Source organism: Vibrio gazogenes, from assembly GCF_023920225.1.
Classification (GTDB): domain Bacteria; phylum Pseudomonadota; class Gammaproteobacteria; order Enterobacterales; family Vibrionaceae; genus Vibrio; species Vibrio gazogenes.
Window position 1 is genome coordinate 1959813 of the sequence record NZ_CP092587.1, and the last position, 21210, is coordinate 1981022.

At 45.4% G+C, this 21210-nt stretch carries 14 protein-coding genes; 3 read left to right on the plus strand and 11 right to left on the minus strand.

Annotated features, from left to right (window positions below; all coding sequences use genetic code 11):
* Positions 1-369: 369 nt before the first annotated feature.
* Together asnS and MKS89_RS08740 are read left to right on the plus strand one after the other, a co-directional pair.
* Positions 370-1770 carry an asparagine--tRNA ligase gene (gene asnS / locus MKS89_RS08735; RefSeq protein ID WP_072961478.1) on the plus strand — a complete coding sequence of 467 codons (1401 nt, stop codon included), beginning with the start codon at positions 370-372 and terminating at the stop codon, positions 1768-1770.
* A 278-nt stretch (positions 1771-2048) separates the two neighbouring features.
* Entirely contained in the window at positions 2049-3239 is a 1191-nt protein-coding gene (locus tag MKS89_RS08740; RefSeq protein WP_072961481.1) for an amino acid aminotransferase, read from the plus strand.
* A gap of 89 nt (positions 3240-3328) precedes the next feature.
* Here MKS89_RS08740 and MKS89_RS08745 read toward each other — a convergent pair whose 3' ends face one another.
* The 8 genes from MKS89_RS08745 to MKS89_RS08780 all read right to left on the minus strand — a co-directional run bounded on the left by MKS89_RS08745 (position 3329) and on the right by MKS89_RS08780 (position 16328).
* Positions 3329-3709: a VOC family protein gene (locus MKS89_RS08745; protein ID WP_072961482.1), complete on the minus strand. Its 381-nt coding sequence runs from the start codon at positions 3707-3709 to the stop codon at positions 3329-3331.
* Positions 3710-3863: 154 nt separating this feature from the next.
* Positions 3864-6422, minus strand: a complete 2559-nt coding sequence (locus MKS89_RS08750) for a bifunctional diguanylate cyclase/phosphodiesterase (RefSeq protein WP_072961484.1) — start codon at positions 6420-6422, stop codon at positions 3864-3866.
* A 158-nt stretch (positions 6423-6580) separates the two neighbouring features.
* Positions 6581-7828, minus strand: a complete 1248-nt coding sequence (gene codA / locus MKS89_RS08755) for a cytosine deaminase (RefSeq protein WP_072961487.1) — start codon at positions 7826-7828, stop codon at positions 6581-6583.
* 146 nt (positions 7829-7974) lie between these two features.
* A complete protein-coding gene (locus MKS89_RS08760; protein WP_077316213.1) occupies positions 7975-9864 on the minus strand; it encodes a methyl-accepting chemotaxis protein in 1890 nt (629 codons plus the stop codon).
* 535 nt (positions 9865-10399) lie between these two features.
* Complete coding sequence (locus MKS89_RS08765) at positions 10400-12289, minus strand: methyl-accepting chemotaxis protein (protein ID WP_077316214.1); 1890 nt, start codon at positions 12287-12289, stop codon at positions 10400-10402.
* A gap of 540 nt (positions 12290-12829) precedes the next feature.
* Positions 12830-13429, minus strand: a complete 600-nt coding sequence (locus tag MKS89_RS08770; protein WP_072961492.1) for a PqiC family protein — start codon at positions 13427-13429, stop codon at positions 12830-12832.
* Positions 13426-15087 carry an intermembrane transport protein PqiB gene (gene pqiB / locus MKS89_RS08775; protein ID WP_131814924.1) on the minus strand — a complete coding sequence of 554 codons (1662 nt, stop codon included), beginning with the start codon at positions 15085-15087 and terminating at the stop codon, positions 13426-13428. Before pqiB ends, MKS89_RS08770 begins: the two co-directional genes overlap by 4 nt.
* Complete coding sequence (locus tag MKS89_RS08780) at positions 15084-16328, minus strand: PqiA/YebS family transporter subunit (RefSeq protein ID WP_072961498.1); 1245 nt, start codon at positions 16326-16328, stop codon at positions 15084-15086. Before MKS89_RS08780 ends, pqiB begins: the two co-directional genes overlap by 4 nt.
* Positions 16329-16874: 546 nt before the next feature.
* Here MKS89_RS08780 and MKS89_RS08785 point away from each other — a divergent pair.
* A complete protein-coding gene (locus tag MKS89_RS08785; RefSeq protein WP_072961501.1) occupies positions 16875-18167 on the plus strand; it encodes a hypothetical protein in 1293 nt (430 codons plus the stop codon).
* 182 nt (positions 18168-18349) lie between these two features.
* Here the strand turns inward: MKS89_RS08785 and glk are convergent, their stop codons facing one another.
* From glk to MKS89_RS08800, 3 genes are all read right to left on the minus strand, one after another.
* Positions 18350-19327 (minus strand): glucokinase, encoded by a 978-nt coding sequence (gene glk, locus MKS89_RS08790; protein ID WP_072961504.1) that lies wholly within the window; start codon positions 19325-19327, stop codon positions 18350-18352.
* 394 nt (positions 19328-19721) lie between these two features.
* The gene (locus MKS89_RS08795) at positions 19722-20150 is read right to left on the minus strand and encodes a VOC family protein (RefSeq protein WP_072961507.1); all 429 of its coding nucleotides are present in this window, start codon (positions 20148-20150) and stop codon (positions 19722-19724) included.
* Positions 20151-20454: 304 nt separating this feature from the next.
* Complete coding sequence (locus MKS89_RS08800; RefSeq protein ID WP_072961509.1) at positions 20455-21183, minus strand: UTRA domain-containing protein; 729 nt, start codon at positions 21181-21183, stop codon at positions 20455-20457.
* Between the last annotated feature and the right edge of the window lie 27 nt (positions 21184-21210).

Sequence of the window (21210 nt, forward strand, 5' to 3'; positions counted from 1 at the left end):
CCCGCTGATGTTATCGGCTGACCTCTATGTCGATATGTTTCGAAACGCCTCACCGATGTCGATTTGCGACATAGTGGTGAATAAAAAAATCAGTCCGGGAAATGCGATTCAACCAGCGTGAGTCAGTAGCAAAGCGACCGAAATAGCACAAAGTTCAGCCATGACGGTTGAAGATGGCTTAAAAACGTCATTCATCGATACGCTTCTCCGCGTTTCTTCACGCCAAACCATTCAAGAGTCATTGATTTTAGTGTATTGTTAAGCATCCACTGATGCTGGGGAAGAATGACTGTCAGAGACTACCCCAACACTTTCGGCATAAAATTTTGATTTGTAATAATTAATTAACTAAAGGATACAAACACTACTATGACGTACGCGCCTGTTGTTGACGTATTAAGCGGTAAGCTTGCAGTTGACAGTGAAGTTACTGTCCGCGGCTGGATCCGTACACGTCGTGATTCCAAAGCCGGAATTTCGTTTCTTGCCATTTATGACGGCTCTTGTTTCGACCCGATTCAGGCCGTGGTCCCGAATAATCTCAATAATTACAATGAAGAAGTTTTAAAGCTGACAACCGGTTGTTCTGTTGAAGTAACCGGTCAAATTGTTGCGTCTCCGGCCAAAGGTCAGGACTTTGAACTCGCGGCAACAACCGTTAAAGTCGTCGGATGGGTTGAAGATGCGGATTCTTATCCGATGGCGAAAACACGTCACTCGATTGAGTACCTGCGTGAAGTCGCTCACCTGCGCCCGCGCACCAATGTGATTGGTGCCGTTGCCCGTGTGCGTAACTGCCTTTCTCAAGCCATTCACCGTTTTTATCACGAGCAGGGATTTTTCTGGGTTTCAACCCCGCTAATCACAGCGGCTGACTGTGAAGGTGCCGGTGAAATGTTCCGTGTTTCAACGCTGGATCTGACCAACCTGCCGCTGACTGAACAAGGTGATGTGGACTTTAATGAAGATTTCTTCGGTAAAGAGACATTTTTGACCGTTTCAGGCCAGTTAAACGGTGAAGCCTACGCGTGTGCATTAAGCAAAATTTATACCTTTGGCCCGACATTCCGTGCTGAAAATTCCAATACCAGCCGCCACTTAGCGGAATTCTGGATGGTCGAACCCGAAGTCGCATTTGCAGAGTTGAATGACATCGCCAAACTTGCTGAAGATATGCTCAAATATGTCTTTAAAGCGGTTCTTGAAGAACGTCGCGATGATCTGGAATTCTTCGCCCAAAGAATCGACAAAGATGTGATTAGCCGTCTGGAAAGCTTTGTTGAATCAGATTTCGCACAAGTTGATTACACGGACGCGATTCAAATCCTATTGGATTCAGGTAAAGAATTTGAATTCCCGGTTGAATGGGGCATCGACATGTCTTCCGAACATGAGCGCTACCTTGCTGAAGAGCACTTTAAAGCGCCTGTCGTTGTGAAAAACTACCCGAAAGATATCAAAGCATTTTATATGCGGATGAATGATGACGGTAAAACCGTTGCCGCGATGGATGTACTCGCACCGGGAATTGGTGAAATTATCGGTGGTTCTCAGCGTGAAGAACGTTTAGACATCCTAGATAAACGGATGCTCGATATGGGGATCGAACCAGAAAGCATGGGCTGGTATCGTGACTTACGCCGTTACGGCACAGTTCCTCATTCAGGCTTCGGCCTCGGATTCGAACGGTTGGTCTCTTACGTCACCGGCATGGGTAACATCCGCGATGTGATTCCGTTCCCGAGAGCACCACGTTCGGCTAACTTCTAATTCAAATATGAATTCGAATCCGAAGATTCGTTTTAATCTGCACAATGCCATCGTCCGCGGTGGCATTTTTTATTGTTCCTTTGATAATTTTTGGTAACGGCAAAACACCGAAAGGTCGTTTTCCATGCACGAAAAACAGAATCAGCAATTATTTAACTTTTTTCACCGTGTGACGGTTGTAACAAGATCGCCGTAGAGGTATAAATAATTGCATCACGATGTCACGAAACTGGCATAAAAATTCACTATTTCCTTTCAATTTTACACGGATGAAAAACATGTTTGAAAAAGTTGTCGCAGCACCGGCCGATCCCATTCTTGGACTCACTGAAGAGTTCAAAAGCGATCCCCGTCCAGAGAAGATTAATTTAGGGGTCGGAATTTATAAGGATGAATCCGGTCAAACTCCGATCCTTGCGACAGTAAAAAAGGCGGAAGCCATACTGCTCGAATCAGAAAAAACCAAGTCTTATCTGACCATTGAAGGTATGGCTGATTATGCACTGGCCGTGCAAAAACTTCTGTTTGGAGCAGATGCGGAAATCGTCACCAGCCAAAGAGCCAAAACCTCTCAGGCACCGGGCGGAACCGGTGCACTCCGTGTCGCGGGTGAATTCATCAAACGTCATATGAGTGGCGCTAAAATCTGGATCAGCAATCCGACTTGGGCGAACCATAATGGCGTGTTCAAAGCTGCCGGTCTCGAAATCGCACAATACAGCTACTACAACGCAACAACCAAAGATAAAGATTTTTCAGCGATGGTTGCCGACCTGCAAGGCGCACAAGCCGGCGATATCGTGTTATTACACGGTTGCTGTCATAACCCGACCGGTATCGACCCGACGGTTGAAGAGTGGGAAACCCTCGCTAAGCTTGTGGCAGAGAAAGGACTGATTCCGCTGTTCGATTTTGCTTATCAAGGCTTTGCAACAGGGGTTGAAGAAGATGCCGCAGGTCTGCGTATTTTTGCCCGCTACAATAAAGAACTCCTCGTCGCTAGCTCGTTTTCGAAAAACTTCGGGCTGTATAACGAACGGGTCGGTGCATTCACACTGGTGGCAGAATCAAAAGAGATTGCAACGACTGCATTCTCTCAAGTGAAAGGCATTATTCGCTCAATCTACTCCAACCCACCGGCTCACGGTGCTGCTGTCGTCACGACGATTCTGAATCATCCGGAACTCTATGCTGCGTGGATTAAGGAAGTGGCAGAAATGCGTGATCGCATTCAGGAAATGCGCGATCTATTTGTTGCAACGTTGAAAGAGCAAGGCGTTCAGCAAGACTTCAGTTTCATTGCCCGTCAAAATGGCATGTTCTCATTCTCAGGCCTGAGCCCTGAACAAGTGGCACAGCTAAAAAATGAGTTTGGTATCTATATTGTCGGCTCCGGCCGGATTAGTGTCGCTGGCATGACCAAGAACAATATGTTGCCTTTATGTAAAGCGATCGCAGCGATCATTTAATTCGTCGCGACGATATCAATAACCTATTGGTGCCCATAAAAAATATCCCGGAAATCTCCGGGATATTTTTTATCAACAGACTGATATCATTAAGCAATATGATAGACTGCACACAATTTGTTACCGGATGGATCGCGCAGATAAGCTAAATATAACTCCCGTTCGGAATGAGCACGTACCCCCGGTGGATCCTCACAAGTGATGCCACCATTTTCGATTCCCGCTTGATGCCACGCATCAGCTTGTTCTGGGCTTGAAACGCTAAAACCAATCGTCATCCCATTCCCCGGCGTTGCTTCCTGACCATTAATTGGCGGAGTGACAATCAGGACACCCTCGGAATTGGCATAGATACAACGCCCTTTCTCATCAATCACGCCTGCCGGGTAATCTAAAGCGGCCAAAATGGCATCATAAAACGTTTTTGATTTTTCAATATCGTTTGAACCAACGACGATGTGACTAAACATGATATATCCTTTTGTGCATAAAATCCGAGTTATCTTGCTATAAGGATATCCAACTGTCTAGGGGTTGTTGACCTTTCGTGGTTGAATCTTGTTCAATCTGAACGGGTATTGATCGCGGCGCGGGGCATGGCGCTTAGAGATGTTCTCATAAATCTTAATGAGTCCGGCAGTCCCAACGTTTTGAAGAACGCATTCTTTGCTGAATCATTTCGACACGCATTGGTTTGTCAAAATAATATCCCTGAACCAGACACCCTGTCGTCGTCTGGTTGGTCAATGCCAGTAGTTGTGCGTGGGTTTCGACACCTTCAGCAACCACACCAAAATGAGCTGACTGCCCAATCGCCAGTACGGTTTTAATCAGAGTGCAACTCTCTTCACTACATAACATTTTATCGATAAAACTTTTATCGATTTTAACTTCATCAATCGGGAGTTGATTGAGATAACTAAGAGAGGAGTAACCTTTACCGAAATCATCCAGTGAGATGCGAATCCCCACCCGTTTCAAAGAGAATAAAACCTCTCTGGCCTGCTGAAACTCGCGAATCAAAACACTCTCTGTAATTTCAATATGGATACGACTGATATCAATCCCCACATGTTTAATGATTGCGACAATATCATCGACAAACCCCGGTGTCAGAAGCTGTTTAGCGGATACATTGACATTCAAACTTAACGCATAACGACCATTGGGGCTCAACATCAGAACCTCCCGACAAGCGCGTTCAAAAATATAGTTTCCCAAGGTATAAAACAGACCGGTATCTTCCGCAATATGGATAAACTCCTCTGGTTTCACCGTACCAAGGGTATCATTATCCCATCGCACCAAAGCCTCCAGACCAAGCACATTCCACGTTTTGACATGGACTAACGGCTGATAGCAGATAAACATTTCATGTTTACGTAAGGCATGTTGCAACTGAGATTCAATCGCGAGGAAATGTTGCAAATGTGCATGAATCTCCTGATTGTAGAAGACAACGCTCCCTCTCTGTTTTTTCTTCGCCTGATAAAGCACAACATCGGCTTTATTTAATAATTCCTCGGCCAGCTTCCCGTCATCGGGATATAAACTGGCTCCGATACTGCATGTCGTTTGTAATTGAGTTCCGCTCAACTCAAAAGGCTCATCGAACACCCGTTGTATCCGCGAAACTTTATGTTCCGCATCCGCTTTGTGGGAGAGCGACGAAAAGCAAAAGACAAACTCATCGCCCCCAAATCTTGAAACCAAATCATGCTCACCCAGTAAGTGGCGGAAACGATCAGCCACGTTCATCAATAACTGATCGCCCAGCGCATGACCATAGGTATCATTAATTTTCTTAAACTCATCCAGATCAACAAACACAATCACCAGGTATCGCATCTGTGATTGAGTATGCAGCCTGGATATTTCCTTTTTAACACCCTTCAAAAACATCATCCGGTTGGGTAATGAGGTCAAGACATCATGCATGGCCATAAAATGCATCTGATCCCGGGAATCTTCCACATGCTCAATATGCTGACGAATTTTTTCCTGATATCGGTGAAAACGGCCTGCGATCAACCGACCAATATAAAAAGACAGTAGTAAAACGATACCGGAGAACAACACACTGAAAATAACGATATTCCACAAGGCCTGATCACTTTTCTGTTTAATCTGGGTGAATTTCTGCTGGAAGTAATCATCAAAACGCACCATCGGGAATCCGGCAACAACATGCCATCCCCAATCCCCCAGACTTTCGATATAAAGCATGGACTCATCATCCAATGAATTGTCATTGAACATCATTTGTCCGCGTACAAAACGGTTGGGAAGATGTGATTGTACCAATGACTGCCAAGTATCGGTGAACCCTTCAGGTAACACGATACCTTGCAGTTGTCTGCCGATGTAGGTTGATTCATTATCCGCCAAAATCCGACCAGACTGATCAGCTACCGCTATCATATATGCCCCACCATTTTGGTGGCGAACATGTTCATATGGGTATTGGTTAATCCACTTAAGTAATGACTGCTGGACGTTGTGTTCCATATCCGCGACATTCTCAACCGCACCAACAACCCACCCCAATGGGGAAAAATACTTACCGAATCCCATTTTCTCTCTCTGGCTTGGCTTCGACAAAGATGAGGAAAATTGGGACTGAACATCCCAGCGAAAAAAAGATTCGCCCTGATGTTCAATCTGTCTCAGAAAATCTTCCGAGACGGATGTGTCGGGGTGAAAAGAGGCCGGTAAAACTTGAACATCCTCCGGCTGTGTACGCAACATTCCCGATCGATGACGGGACTGAATGAAGAAATAGCTAGAACGAGGGAGCTCACCTTGAGATTGAAGCGCCTGCGTGACCGCAAGTTTAATCTCTTCTGGAGAAAGGGTATTATTCTGATAATAAAGGTGACGAATGAGCTCATACGCGTCGTAGACCCGTTGACGGACTTGATACTGAAGGTGTTGCATCAAGTAAGCTTTTTGCCGATCGAATTCTTTATGAATCAATGCAACATGCTGCTGCGTCAACAACTTCTCTGAGAGCATCATCTCATGGTACAACGCACTGCTATTTTCAGCTAACCGCTGCCGATCCGCTTCATACAAATAACCATTCAGCACAAGTGCCAAACAACCAACGACAAATATTGGCGCCAGTTGAATAATCCTCAATAAATGTCGCTCATTTTCCAAAGGCGAATTTGCACGATTCATAGCCGCGAATTCTCAAATCATATTTAGCATTGTTTTTTCAACCGCCTCCCCACTATTGCGGGAGGTTTAATAAAATACGTATTATCAATTTATTATTTAATAAGTTATTTATAGCAGATTAACTTGTTTAGATTATAAAATCATCAACAATGTTGCACTCAAGAATTGATTTTAACCAAGTGTCTCAAAATTGATGGCTGACGCTCAATGAGGATTTTCCCGGCTCTGACAGACCAAAGCACCTCACTCTGATTTCTCAAAACAGAAACATCATCGGTACCATCCAAAATAATCAAATTCCCAGGTTTTCCTTCAGCAATCCCATATTGATCAGCAATATTTAACACTCGAGCACCATGGTCGGTAATAAAGCTTAATGCGTTCACCAAATCTTCATACCCCATCATATGACAGGCATGAATCGCAAAATCTAATTCACGTAATAATTTCCCATTTCCTAAGGTGTACCATGGGTCTTGTATCGAGTCTTGCGCCAACGCAACATTGATTCCGGCCCGATGAAGCTCCTTAACCCGAGTAATTCCTCGTCGTTTCGGAAATTCGTCAAAACGTCCCTGTAAATGCATATTCTCCGTCGGACAAGAAACAAAATTGATTTGTGACTTTTTCAATAAACGAAATAATTTTGAACAGTAGGCATTATTATACGAGTGCATGGCCGTTGTATGACTGGCGGTGACCTTAGGCCCCATATCCTGTTCTAATGCCACGGTTGCCAACACTTCAAGAAAGCGAGAATTTTCATCATCAATTTCATCACAATGTACATCGACCAACTTCCCGTTCCGACGGGCAAATTCGACCACCCAGTGCATCGACTCAACACCGTATTCTCGGGTAAATTCAAAATGTGGAATACCACCGACGACATCAATACCAATCTCTAACGCTTTTTCCATCAATGCTTTACCATTCGGGTAAGAAAAAATACCTTCCTGAGGAAAAGCAACGATTTGCAAATCAAGATAAGGTTGAAGTATCGGTTTCAGTTGATTGATCGCTTTCAGCGCTGTTAATTCAGGGTCAGTCACATCGACATGGGTACGGACATACTGAACCCCGTTGGCAATCAGCAATTCAGCCGTAGTAAGCACGCGTCGTTTGACATCATCGATATCCAGCAATGCCTTTCTTTCTGCCCAGCACTCAATTCCCTCAAAGAGCGTGCCACTCATATTCCAACGCGGTTCACCGGCAGTCAGCACCGCATCTAGATGAATGTGAGGTTCAACAAATGGGGCGCAACATAGTTTCCCCATGGCATCAATATCCGCAGCTTCCTCAAGCAAACCGGACTGCAATTGAATCTTTTGAAAAATCCCTGATTCAATTTGAATCGAGTACAGTCCTTCAGAGCCTCTTAAACGCGCATTGATAATTTTCATCTCTTATTTCCCTTGATCATCGCTTTTATGGCAACTTTATCCATAAACTTGCCCATAGGCATAAACGTGTCCATAAAAAAGAGCCCCGTTCGAGACTGACCAGAGCCTTCCTATTACGTAACAGTCATTGAATGATTGACCGTATTTCAGAGTTTGAAGCGAGAAATTTCTCGACCCAATTCAGTCATCAGACGATGCACTTCCTGCGCTTCTTCAGCCGCCAATTGCGCTTCATGGGTCATTTGATCGCTCACTTCACGAACAGATTCGGTATTTCCATTAATATCCGCCGTCACCAAAGATTGTTCTTCTGCTGCGGAAGCAATCTGTGCTGCCATATCACTGATCATCGTAATCGATTCACTAATCATCTGCAGTTTGTCACCCGTGTGATTGAAATCTTGCACACTATTTTCAACTAAATGATGGCTGGCCTGCATGACGTTGACAGCATTGTTGGTGACTTTCTGCAACCCTTCAATCTTCGACTGAATTTCTTCAGTGGATGCATGCGTTCTTTGCGAAAGCACGCGCACTTCATCAGCAACAACGGCAAAACCGCGTCCTTGATCACCCGCTCTCGCCGCTTCAATCGCAGCATTCAAGGCTAACAGATTGGTCTGTTCGGCAATCGCCCGAATCGTCGAAAGAATGGTTGATATTTCGTTCGCATGAACTTCCAGATCACCGACAATCCCGGCCGCATGTGTCAGTTCTTCAGCCAACTGGTTAATCGATTTCAGGCTCTTCTGCATCTGCTCATAACCTTCCGCACCCAACTCGACTGACTGGTTGGCATTTTTCGCGGTATTTTCAGCATTACCGGCAATTTCAGCCGTTGCAGAAGCCATTTCAGTCACCGCGGTTGCAACCATGGTGATTTCATCTTGCTGGGTCTTCAACTGCTGACTACGCTTCGTCGCAGCCGATGCTGCACTGTCTGCTTTCTCATTCAGGCCAATCGACACATCGTGAACTTTTTCCACCATCGCATGAAGCCGATCGACAAATTTATTGAATCGATCGGCCAACATACCGACTTCATCCTGACGATTAACATCCAGACGCTTGGTCAAATCACCATCGCCTTCGGCAATCTCAGCCAGTGCCTCGCTAATGTCACCAATCGCTTTGAGCTGGCGGGAGAGCACCCATGATATGAATAGGGCAATGACGACAAGGATCACGACAGCAATGATGATTTGATGCAGCAACAACGAATTCATCGGTTGTTCCAACGTGGCCCGATCCATAATCATGATCAGCATCCAGTCAGTGTGTGCAATGTTTTGCCCCATCACCACTTTATCTTTACCGTCGATATCGACGAACAGTGGTTTCCCGGAATCAGCGGCCTGAGACAGAGACTGAGTATTCAACTGTGGGATCGCTTCGCTAATCGGTTTTAGGATGAGGTCTTTGTTCGGATGGGCAACGACTGTCCCTTTCTTATTCACCAGAATCGAATAGCCGTTTCCTAATACTTTCATGTTTAAGACGTCATGGATTAACTGATCCAACGCCAGATTCGACGCCGCGACACCAATGAACTGACCATTCTGCCGAACCGGATCGGCCAAGGTCACAACCAGCTTTTTCATCGTCACACTGACATACGGATCAGTCGTGACCGCTTCGTTCTTTGACTTCGCCAGTTTATACCAACCTCTGACTCGGGGATCATAGCCGGGTTTGTTCAAAGAAGGGTCTTGTCGATACATCTCCCCTTTCTCATTACCGTAATAACTCAAACCGAATCCACCAGATTTCAACGTTTGTCTTAAATGAGGGACGACATCTAAAGACGGATCGCGTTCGATTTCTGCTTTTAATCCTTCGATAGCCAGTTGCTTGTCATGAAACCATCCGGCAATGCCTTTCGCATAAGCCTGTAATGTATTGCGACTTTCACTCTGAATCGCACGCCAACTGTCTTGCTTAAATGATTGATAGCTGATGACCACTAAAATGGTTGCTGTCAAAGTAATTGCAGCAACCACAGAAAGAACTATCTTCCGCTTCAAACTCAATTGCATAGGAAAAACTCCCTAAGTTTGTGAAACATTTTTATCTGTTATTTTTAATCAATAACTCATAATGAAGTGATGGCGGAATCACTTCCCCCTACCCATAATTTTTTATTACTGACTTATTTCTCACGACCAACTCATTTCGTATACACTGATGTACTTACTTCCCATCAGTAGATAAACAATACAAAAATACAAGAAAAGATATGTGAAGCGTCTCTAACTCAAGCATTAAAAGACGTTCCATATCTAATATATTGCAGTCCATCATATCGCTTAATACCAAAATTCCATCCCACCTAGCCGTACGTTCATGAGATAAAAATCGTTATTTGCCGCCTTTTAACGACATGGATTAAGTTTTCTTGAGTAAAAATGTTTATGAATGCGACACTTATCGTTGTGAGCCAGAAAATAGCTCGGGGATAAAGATAGCAATTGAAGTAAACAGACGCAGATGACGCCATGAAGACATCACTAAATGGAGAGGAAAACGCCGGACCGTTATTCGAATCCGGCGTCAGATCAGAGTTTGAAGAGTTCAGAGTTTGAAGCGAGAAATTTCTCGGCCTAATTCAGTCATCAGACGATGTACTTCCTGCGCTTCTTCAGCCGCCAATTGCGCTTCATGAGTCATTTGATCGCTCACTTCACGAACAGATTCGGTATTTCCATTAATATCCGCCGTCACCAAAGATTGTTCTTCTGCTGCGGAAGCAATCTGTGTTGCCATATCACTGATCATCGTAATCGATTCACTAATCATCTGCAGTTTGTCACCCGTGTGATTGAAATCTTGCACACTATCGTCAACCAAATGATGGCTGGCCTGCATGACGTTGACAGCATTGTTGGTGACTTTCTGCAACCCTTCAATCTTCGACTGAATTTCTTCAGTGGATGCATGCGTTCTTTGCGAAAGCACGCGCACTTCATCAGCAACAACGGCAAAACCACGCCCTTGCTCACCCGCTCTCGCCGCTTCAATCGCAGCATTCAAGGCTAACAGATTGGTCTGTTCGGCAATCGCCCGAATCGTCGAAAGAATGGTTGATATTTCGTTCGCATGAACTTCCAGATCACCGACAATCCCGGCCGCATGTGTCAGTTCTTCAGCCAACTGGTTAATCGACTTCAGGCTCTTCTGCATTTGCTGATAACCTTCCGCACCCAACTCGACTGAGTGGTTAGCACTTTTCGCTGTATTGTCGGCATTACCGGCAATTTCAGCCGTTGCAGAAGCCATTTCAGTCACCGCAGTTGCAACCATGGTGATTTCATCTTGCTGGGTCTTCAACTGCTGACTACGTGTCTTCGCAGCCGATGCTGCACTGTCTGCTTTCTCATTCAGGGCAACCGACACATCGTGAACGTTCTTCACTATCGCATGAAGCCGATCGACAAATTTGTTGAATCGATCAGCCAGCATACCGACTTCATCCTGACGATTAACATCCAGACGCTTGGTCAAATCACCATCACCTTCGGCAATTTCAGCCAGCGCTTCACTAATGTCACCAATCCCTTTGAGCTGTCGGGAGAGTACCCATGATATTAATAGGGCAATGACAATCAGGATCACGACCGCGATGATAATTTGATTCAGCAACAACGAATTCATCGGTTGTTCCAACGTGGCCCGATCCATGATCATGATCAGCATCCAGTCGGTATGTGCAATGTTTTGGCCCATCACCACTTTATCTTTACCGTCGATATCGACGAACAGTGGTTTTCCGGAATCAGCGGCCTGAGACAGAGACTGAGTATTCAACTGTGGGATCGCGTCACGGATAGGTTTTAGGATCAGGTCTTTGTTCGGATGAGCAACGAATTTCCCTTTCTTATTCACCAGAATCGAGTAGCCGTCTCCTAAAACTTTCATGTTTAAGACATCATGCGTTAACTGATCCAACGCCAGATCCGACGCTGCAACACCAATGAACTGACCATTCTGCCGAACCGGAGCGGCCAAGGTCACAACCAGCTTTTTCGTCGTCACACTGACATACGGTTCAGTGGTGACCGCTTCGTTCTTTGACTTCGCCAATTTGTACCAACCTCTGACTCGGGGATCATAGCCGGGTTTGTTCAAAGAAGGGTCTTGTCGATACATTTCCCCTTTCTCATTACCGTAATAACTCAAACCGAATTCACCAGATTTCAACGTTTGTCTTAAGTGAGGGACGACATCTAAAGACGGATCACGTTCGATTTCTGCTTTTAATCCTTCGATAGCCAGTTGCTTGTCATGAAACCATCCGGCAATGCCTTTCGCATAAGCCTGTAATGCATTGCGACTTTCACTCTGAATCGCACGCCAACTGTCTTGCTTAAATGATTGATAGCTGATGACCACTAAAATGGTTGTTGTCAAAGTAATTGCAGCAACCACAGAAAGAACTATTTTCCGCTTCAAACTCAATAGCATAGGAAAGACTCCCTAAGTTTGTGAAACATTTTTATCTGTTATTTTTAATCAATAACTCATAACGAAGTGACGGAGGGAATCGCTGCCCTCTATCCATAATTTTTTATTGCTTATTCAATTTTTTACGACCTACCCAAATTTTCACGACCAACTCATTTCGTATACAGTGATACTCTTATTTCCTGACGATAGATGAAAATCCCAAAAGATATGCGAAGCATCTCTAGTTCAAGCATTAAAGAGAGGTTCCACATTTGATATATTGCACTCAATCATTTATTAAAACCAAGATCTCATACTACTTATTTGTATAATGACGAGATAAAAATCGTCATTTGCCACATTTTAACAACATTGAATACGTATTCTTGAGTAGACATGTCAATGAAAGCGATACTTATCGTTATGTGTCAGTGTCAAAAAAACTGCTCGGGGACAAGATAACAATTAAAGTAAACAGACGTAGATGACGCCATGAAGACATCACTAAATGGAGAGGAAAACACCGGATCGTTATTCGAATCCGGTGTCAGATATAATTCACTGGCGGGCCGCTAGCGTTGCAGCAATCGGATCAACAATTTGGGTCAACCAAAGATGAGAAAGCTGTTGGGTCATGGCTGGATAACCACTCTGTTGCATCATCTCCACACTTTCAAATGACGCTTCATGGAGCAACTGTTTTGACGGTGACCAAAGTGACCAGTGTCCGGATGCGGTGATTTTTCCATGTCTGTCAGCATGAAAGCGATAGACCTCAATATCCAACAGTAAGTGAGGCCGGATGTATTGATAAGAAGGAATCCATGTGAGCATCGGTAATCGTTCTTTCAGTCGTCTCAATGTCATTTTTTCCAACTGAGAACTCAGCGACTCCGCCCATAAATGTTGTGATGCCAGATAAACCTGCCCGTCGGGATCGACCATGACAATATTGGGTTTTTCCAGATATCCCGGTATCTTGATTGCTTTGATCTGGATCGGCTGACTCATATTCATCTTAGCCGATGTTTTCAGCGCCGAAACCCGTTCCGGCATCGGAAGCAGGTATTGCATCGTTTCTAATGCGGCGTTATTTGCACATCCACCAAGTAATATCAATATGACCGCTAGTACTACAACTTGCCCTGTCAATCTCATTTAGCACTCCCTTTGGTCACTTTCGGCTCAATATCCGCTTCACTCTGTTTGCCGAAAATAATCGAGTTCGGCTGGCGATGTAAATCCTGTAGTAGTGGATATAATGTTTCAAGGTTACGCTGTACGGCATCAAGGCTTTGCTGAATATTCTGCCCTAAAGCACCTTGTGCCTGATAATCACTTAACGTTTCATTCAAGGTTTCCAATACACTTACCAACCGATCCGGAATCTCCTGGGTATTTTGTTGCGACAACAGTTTTTTCAGGCTCTTGCTTGCTTCATGTAACTCGTTAAAAGTGTCATCGGCCGCAGCCAGCGTTTGATTCAGCCGCCCGACAGTTTGCTCCATCGGCAACGCAGCCAGATGATCGAGAATCAGCGTGATTTTCTCCTGCATTGAAGCCAGAGAACTACTGACCGTCGGGAAAACCGGATATCCGAGATACATCGTTTCCGTCATCGGTTTGGGATCTTTAACAAACACCACCGACACCACTTTTGCGCCGGTCAGCAAATTACTGCTGCTCAATGTGGCTCGCATCCCCTGATCAAATCCTTGTGCCAACATCTTGCGCCACTCATCCAGCTTAATGATTTTTTCACTCAAATGAGATGCGATTCTTTGCGGCTCCAAACGGACCAAAATCGGAATCGACGGCATACGAATATCCTCGGAACTTTCAATAACCCCCCCACGAAACGGTACTTCTTTCACCGTTCCCAGACGGATCCCGTTATATTCCAGTGGTGCCCCCGGTAGCAGACCACTGATACTCCCCCGAACTAACATGATGTAATCAATGTATTTGTCATAGCGATTATTGGCTGCTGCCTCTTTAGAAGAGAACAGACGAAATTCGGTTAAATCTTTAACGGATGAACCAGCGTCCCGAGCGTTTGTCATACCAAATGAAATCCCACCGGAAAACAGCGTCTGTAAAGAGTCCATCCGCACTTCCACCCCTTTTGCGGTTCCTTCAACCACCAGTCCCGGTGTCATCCAGAACTGCACATTGCTACGGACTAAAGCATCATAAGGCGCATTCACAAAAATATGATACGTAATCGCTTTTCGTTTCACATCGAAACCAACATTCTCAATGTAGCCGACTTCAAATCCACGAAAATGGACCGGTGAACCCACCTCCATTTTCGCATTGTCCGTTGAATAGAGTTTCAGCCGAATCCCCTGATTATCAGCCGTCGATAACGGGGGTTGTTTCAACATGGTAAAGTGTTCGCGTTTTTCACCACCTCTCCCCGGATGGATGTTAATAAACGCACCGGAAAGAATCGTCCCCAAGCCACTGATACCTTCTTTACCGACTCTGGGTTTCACCACCCAAAACTTGCTTTTACTGTTTAACATCGCCTCGGAACCCTGCTCCATCCGGATGCGGATAATCGCATGATTAAAGTCATCACTGAGATGAATATCGGTGACTTCTCCGACATCCACATTGTGTGCTTTCACTTTGGTTTTTCCCGCGACCAGCCCATCTGCACTTTCTGCGACAACGGTAACCTCCGGTCCTTGCCGGGACCAGTTTTCAACCAACATCCACCCAGCGACAATCGCGGCAATTAAAGGCACGAACCAGATCGAATTAAAATGCATCCGGTGAGCGGATTCCGTAACAGATGATGAGCGACTCAAATGGTTATCTCCTCAGATTTATCCCAGATCAGACGGGAATCGAACGACATTGCTGCCAGCATAGTCAGAATAACCACAGCAGCAAAAGAAATAGCGGCAACACCGGGAATAATATTCATCATGGCGCCAAGCTGAACCAACGCTGACAAAATCGCGACCACAAACACATCAACCATTGACCAGCGACCGATAAACTCTGTGATGTGGTAGATCTGCTGAGTCGGTTTTTCACGCTCGCCATGACCAAACCGAATTTGCCAACAGAGCCAGAACAACATCAAAATTTTCATCACCGGCACCAAAATACTGGCCACGAAAATCACACCGGCCACGAGATATGACTTCATTCCCCACAATAAAATAACACCGCCCATGATGGTTGACGGCTCACTACTCCCCAGAAAGGTCGTAATCATAATCGGAAACAAATTGGCAGGAAGATATAACGCACAAGATGCAAATAATAACGCGAGCGTACGATTGATGCTGCCCTGTTTACGCTGATGGAGAATATGATGGCAGCGAGAACACTTATGCGTGTCCGCTGGCACCAATGCACCACAATACTGACACCCTTTGAGTCCCTGAGATAAGGCGGAGCCGGAACGGACAGCGACCGTTGGCGCCGGGCCACATAAACAATGCCAAATCCAACGCTTATCGACAAAAGAAACCGTTCTGAATAAACAGATAGTAAAGGCACAGAAAGCCCAAAAAGACAGCCCCAACTCAATTTCAGCCAAACTATGCAGTTTGACTAATGCAACTAACCCGCCGAGCAAAAAGACATCGACCATCAGCCAAGGTTGCAGAGCACTTATCGTATGAGCCAACCCATAATGAATGGCTCTAAGTCGCCCTTGTTGCAAAGCCAGGGCGATCAAAAGTACCGAGATCAGATAGACAATCGGTAACACCAGCAAAGTAAGGGCCACAATAATACCAAGTGAGATGTAATGTTCTCCCAGAAGGCCATAAACACAATCTAACAAGGTGATCCGCTGATGACTGCCTTGCGAAGAAAACCCGAGAAAAACAAAACAAAGCGACATGATAAACATCAACACCGCTGAACATCCGTTACTCAGCAACTGCTGTGGTGCTTTCGGATGACACGTGACAATCAAATGACCACAACGGGCACAATGCAGTTGTTCGCCGGCCTGCATCGCTGGCATCACATTCACCCAGTCACAGTGATCACAAGCAGTTGCTTGTTCATGGCATTTCCCACTACTCATCCCTGTTCCTCTGTCACTATTTGGTTTCCTAGCCGCCAAAATTCGTGAATCATTCGCATTCATCGTCGAGTTTACCCACGATATGCAAACCTGTAAAAGTAATTGTTATCACAAATTTGCGCTGATCCGTTATTCCATTTTATGGACGGTGAATGCACTTTTGTGGACAACGATGCCGACACCCACTGACCACCCTCTCTCATTCACCGCTAGATGACATCATCCAATACCGCCACTTTGCATTCGGTTCATACCTATTATTCTCAAAAGTAAGGCAGTCATAATAAAATATTGCAAACAAACGCGAGTCATCTCTAAAGAATATATTGATGTGTGATTTATCAATGCGTATGATTATCGGTATGTACAGATTCATATGAGATCAATCCCTTATTGTCTCTGTTTGTCTGTTGTCCTTATATCCTTGTTTTCATGCATCAATATCACCAGTATACGCGCCTGATATGATATAGCTCTTCTCATACTGACAGCCATGTACGATGCATGTGTTTGTTGCGGTAATTTAATTTGTTACGGTAATCCAACATGAAAGAAAAAATAGCAACGCTCTGTGGCTGGATGTTGATGCTCAGTTTAACGCTCTCCGTCACATCCACGTTTAGTGATTCGGTTCCGGCCTACTGGGCTGGCGTCCCGATCTGGCTGGCTTCCTGCTTGTTAATTCCGGTCCTGAAAGCCACGCAGAAAAGGCAAATATTCATTTTACTGGGGATCGGCTTGGCGGGATTGCTGTTCGGGATGTTGAATCAAGCTGACATGACCTACGTCTTCAAAGCGATAGAAGCCAATCAAAAAGTTATTAATATGCTGATTGGTGTCGGTTTTCTCAAAATTTTTGCCACCGCAAGTATCCACAGCCAAGAAAACTTACCAAAAGGTAAAGGGGCACTGCTTCGGACCTTGCTTGGCACACACCTCTTCGGTGCCGTGTTAAATATGTCTTCGGTGATTATTGTCGGAGATCGGCTTGCCAGTCAGCGCCGTATGACACCATTACAAGGGATATTATTGCTCCGGGCATTCTGCATCTGCGCATTCTGGTCGCCTTTCTTTGCTGCGATGGGATTAGCGCTGATCAGTTCTCCTGGCGCACAACTCAGTACACTGGTGCTGTATGGGATTCCGATTAGCATTGCCGCAATCGCTTTCAGTGCCTGGGAAATTCTCAGGCAGCCGGACGCGGGCGAACTACACGGTTATCCGATTGCCCGTCACTCATTGTGGATGCCTTGTTTACTGGCTTTCATCGTGATCGGAATGCATGAATGGCAACCGCAAGTCAGTGTTCTAACACTGGTCACGCTGACAGCGATTCTGTTTATTTTCATTTGGTTACTTACCTGTGATGGCGTTATAGGGCTATTTCGCTTCAAGCAACATATAGAGTCAGGTGTTGTCGGCTCCGCGGGTGAAGTGGTGTTATTCGCAGCCGCAGCGTTGTTGGCGTCAGGAACGGCTGCAACCCTAACATCTCTGGATATCCACCTTGCCCCGGCGCATTTCGGCCCCATGGAGGCCAGTATGACCTTGATGATTCTGGTTACGCTGGCAATGACGGGGATGCATCCGGTCACAAGTGTGGTACTCGCCGGAAGCCTGCTCGCGCCATCCGTTCATGATCCGAATCTGTTAGGTATGACTTTATTGATGGGATGGTCACTCGGCATCTTACTTTCTCCGTTCTCCGGTGTTCAACTCAGCATTCAATCCCGCTATGACATCAGTGCGATCAGCCTGCTGAAAATGAATTGGCGTTACGCGATTACCATGCTGTTATTGTGCTTTGCATTGCTGTGGTTTTATCAGTTTTCGCACTGATGAGTTGATAGAAAAGATAGGGTCATGACCAAAAGATGGGTTAATTGTCCTGTCACCGACTGTTCCGGAGGCCGTCTGAACTGACACAAATCAGATACGACATGGTGACGAGCAGCCTCCGGTAACAGTATGCGTAACGCGTTGTTCGATTCAATTTCTGATTCTGAACGATTCGGTCAAAATCACGCCGCCGATAAAGACAGACCGAGTGATTGTCTCAGGTAGGCACCGGCTCCCAGTAGGCCCGGCTCTTTATGAGTAATCAGGAAAACGGGAATATTCTCTAGATAAGTATTGAACCGCCCTTTATCTTCAAACGCAGTCCGGAATTCAGAATTCAACAAGAAATCGACAAAGCGCGGTACAACCCCACCGGCAATGTAAACCCCGCCCAAAGTTTCCAGATTCAATGCCAGATTTCCGGCAAAGCGCCCCATCAAGACACAAAATAGATTCAGAGCTTTGCGACAGTCCGCTTGCGTGTCTGCCTGTGCGTGTTCAACTACATCTTTCGGAGTGAATGCTTCCGGTGTACGTCCGTCAGCACGAACAACCGCATGATAAAGGTTGACAATCCCCTGCCCCGATAGGCATCGCTCCGCCGAAACGCGACCAAAATCTTTACGTAACTCAGCTAAAATCCGGTCTTCTTCCGGACTTCCCGGAGCCAGATCCACATGACCACCTTCACCCGGCAGGCTGAGCCATTGCTCACCCACTGGCAGCAAATGCGCCACACCCAGCCCCGTACCGGCACCGTAAACGGCAATCGGCTTTCCTTTGACCGCAGCCCCGTGACCCACTTTCACCACATCGGACGCCGCCAGAACCGGAATCGCCATCGAGACCGCCGTAAAATCATTGATCACCTGAAATGTTTCCAACCCGAGGTTATGTTGCAGGGCTTCAATCGAAAATTCCCAACTATGATTGGTCATCGAAACCCAGTCACCTTGTACCGGACAAGCAATCGCAATACAGGCTTGCTGAATTGCCACTTCTGAGTCGTCAATATAATGCTTGATCACGGACTCAAGACTCGGATATTCGGCACAAGCATATGTTCTGGCTTGACTCACTTTCCCTGATGCCAGTTCGCATAATGCCAAACGAGCGTTTGTGCCACCAATATCGCCAATCAACGCAAATTGATAGGACATAAAATCCTCCATTAAAATTCAAATCCAAAAAATCAAAAATGCCGGCAAAATGCCAACACAAAAAACAAAACGACACAACTGACGACACAACTGGAGAATCGCCAGATGAGGTTGGGAGTTCCTCCCTATTCTCTCGCGTTAATATCACGTTCGGTTATTTTCACAACGAATGCGGCATTCTATCGATTTCAACCCAGCGAACCTGAGATATGCGTCAAAGCTAACGGATAAATCATCCGTCGCTACACATTTTTAGCTGTGCCATTTCAGTCAAACCATTTTCACTCAAATCATGTTCAACGAAACCATATTTGGCAAAACCATTATCATTTGGCAAAACCATTGTCATTTGGCAAAACCATTGTCATCTGAACCGAGCGGATAGGTAATACAGCTACTGAATCACCAGACTACCATCATCATTGAAATCCCAACAATCGCCATACGCGACTTCCCATAAGTAACCATCGGGATCAGAAAAATAGCCACTGTAGCCGCCCCAAAATGCGTCCGTTGCCGGTTTTTCCAACCGAGCGCCAACACTAACCGCCAGTGCCAAGACTTCGTCAACTTCTTCTTTCGAACGCGTATTATGAGCCAATGTAATGCCAGAAAAACCCGGGCTGTGGGATGCATACGCCGGTGAAATATCCTCGGCCAGCTCATCCAACGGATACAGTGCCAGACACACGCCACCGGTTTTAAAGAAAATGATACCATCCGCTGGTTTCTGGGGGGAAGAAAAGCCAAGTGCTGAATAAAAATCATATGAGGCTTCTAAATTTTTCACACCAAGTGTGATGATACTAATCCTAGGTTCCACCGAATACTCCTTGATACATCAATCACTCATATATCACGCAACCATGTGTCGGTAATCAATCCTTGACCAAAACATAGTGGTGAAATGACACGCCCTCTATTCTAGCCTAGCAAATCTGTGAAAAAACATCGTTAAAATGCAAATAGTCAGGCGTGTTCTCAAAAAATCAACATGGCTTACTGATAACAATGAAATTGAATCCATATAATTATCAACAGACTTTAATTTTTGAAGCACAATGTTACAGCGGTATGATCGCAATATCTTTTTGAACCCGAGAACATATACATTTGAGACACTCAACTCATACGCCATGCTCGGAATACTCATTTTCCGTATGGCTATCGATGGTAATCATGACGGCATCCGGACGCCAGTATTCAAACTCACAATCGATAATGGCTCCGTCTTGTTTATAATTGACTCGACAAATTTTCAGAACCTGTTGTCCGGCAGCAATATTCAACGCTTTCGCAACGATTGGTGTCGCTGCTGTAGAGATCACATCAAAACGGGAACGACTCGTCACATAACCATATTTGTGCTGATATAGCCCCGTCAGTGACTGCGTCAGATTTTCTTCGAGAATGCCGGGGAACCAATGTGCAATCAGACAGTTTTCAACATACAGCACCACTCGGGTATCGATAAAACGTAATCTTTGAATAATGTGGAGTGGCGTCATCTCGTTGAGTGCCAACAATTTAGCCTCCTCACTGGTCGCCATTCGGCTCTGAACTTGAATCACCCGAGTCTCAGCAAGGCGGTTTTGTTCGTTGACCATCTGATGAAAGTGACTCCGTGACAATGGGTTATAATGTACTCTTGGCGGTGAGACAAACCATCCCCGCCGCTCTTCCCGATAAATTAAACCTTCCGTTTCTAAAGACGCCAATGAATCTTTGACGGTAATTCGTGTCGTTGAGAACAAGTCACATAACTCTCGCTCTGAAGGCAATTTCTGGCGGCTGGTCATCGTCCCCCCAAGAATCTGCTCCCGAATGACATCTCTGATTTTAGTTAACTGTGTCATCTGTATTTTTCACCTGAACTAGTCCAA

Coding starts and splice junctions, on each gene's coding strand:
- MKS89_RS08800 (WP_072961509.1), bottom strand. CDS start 21,183: ATGACACAGTTAACTAAAATCAGAGATGTCATTCGGGAGCAGATTCTT.
- MKS89_RS08785 (WP_072961501.1), top strand. CDS start 16,875: ATGAAAGAAAAAATAGCAACGCTCTGTGGCTGGATGTTGATGCTCAGT.
- MKS89_RS08760 (WP_077316213.1), bottom strand. CDS start 9,864: ATGCAATTGAGTTTGAAGCGGAAGATAGTTCTTTCTGTGGTTGCTGCA.
- MKS89_RS08740 (WP_072961481.1), top strand. CDS start 2,049: ATGTTTGAAAAAGTTGTCGCAGCACCGGCCGATCCCATTCTTGGACTC.
- MKS89_RS08780 (WP_072961498.1), bottom strand. CDS start 16,328: ATGAGTAGTGGGAAATGCCATGAACAAGCAACTGCTTGTGATCACTGT.
- MKS89_RS08770 (WP_072961492.1), bottom strand. CDS start 13,429: ATGAGATTGACAGGGCAAGTTGTAGTACTAGCGGTCATATTGATATTA.
- MKS89_RS08765 (WP_077316214.1), bottom strand. CDS start 12,289: ATGCTATTGAGTTTGAAGCGGAAAATAGTTCTTTCTGTGGTTGCTGCA.
- asnS (WP_072961478.1), top strand. CDS start 370: ATGACGTACGCGCCTGTTGTTGACGTATTAAGCGGTAAGCTTGCAGTT.
- codA (WP_072961487.1), bottom strand. CDS start 7,828: ATGAAAATTATCAATGCGCGTTTAAGAGGCTCTGAAGGACTGTACTCG.
- MKS89_RS08750 (WP_072961484.1), bottom strand. CDS start 6,422: ATGAATCGTGCAAATTCGCCTTTGGAAAATGAGCGACATTTATTGAGG.
- MKS89_RS08745 (WP_072961482.1), bottom strand. CDS start 3,709: ATGTTTAGTCACATCGTCGTTGGTTCAAACGATATTGAAAAATCAAAA.
- glk (WP_072961504.1), bottom strand. CDS start 19,327: ATGTCCTATCAATTTGCGTTGATTGGCGATATTGGTGGCACAAACGCT.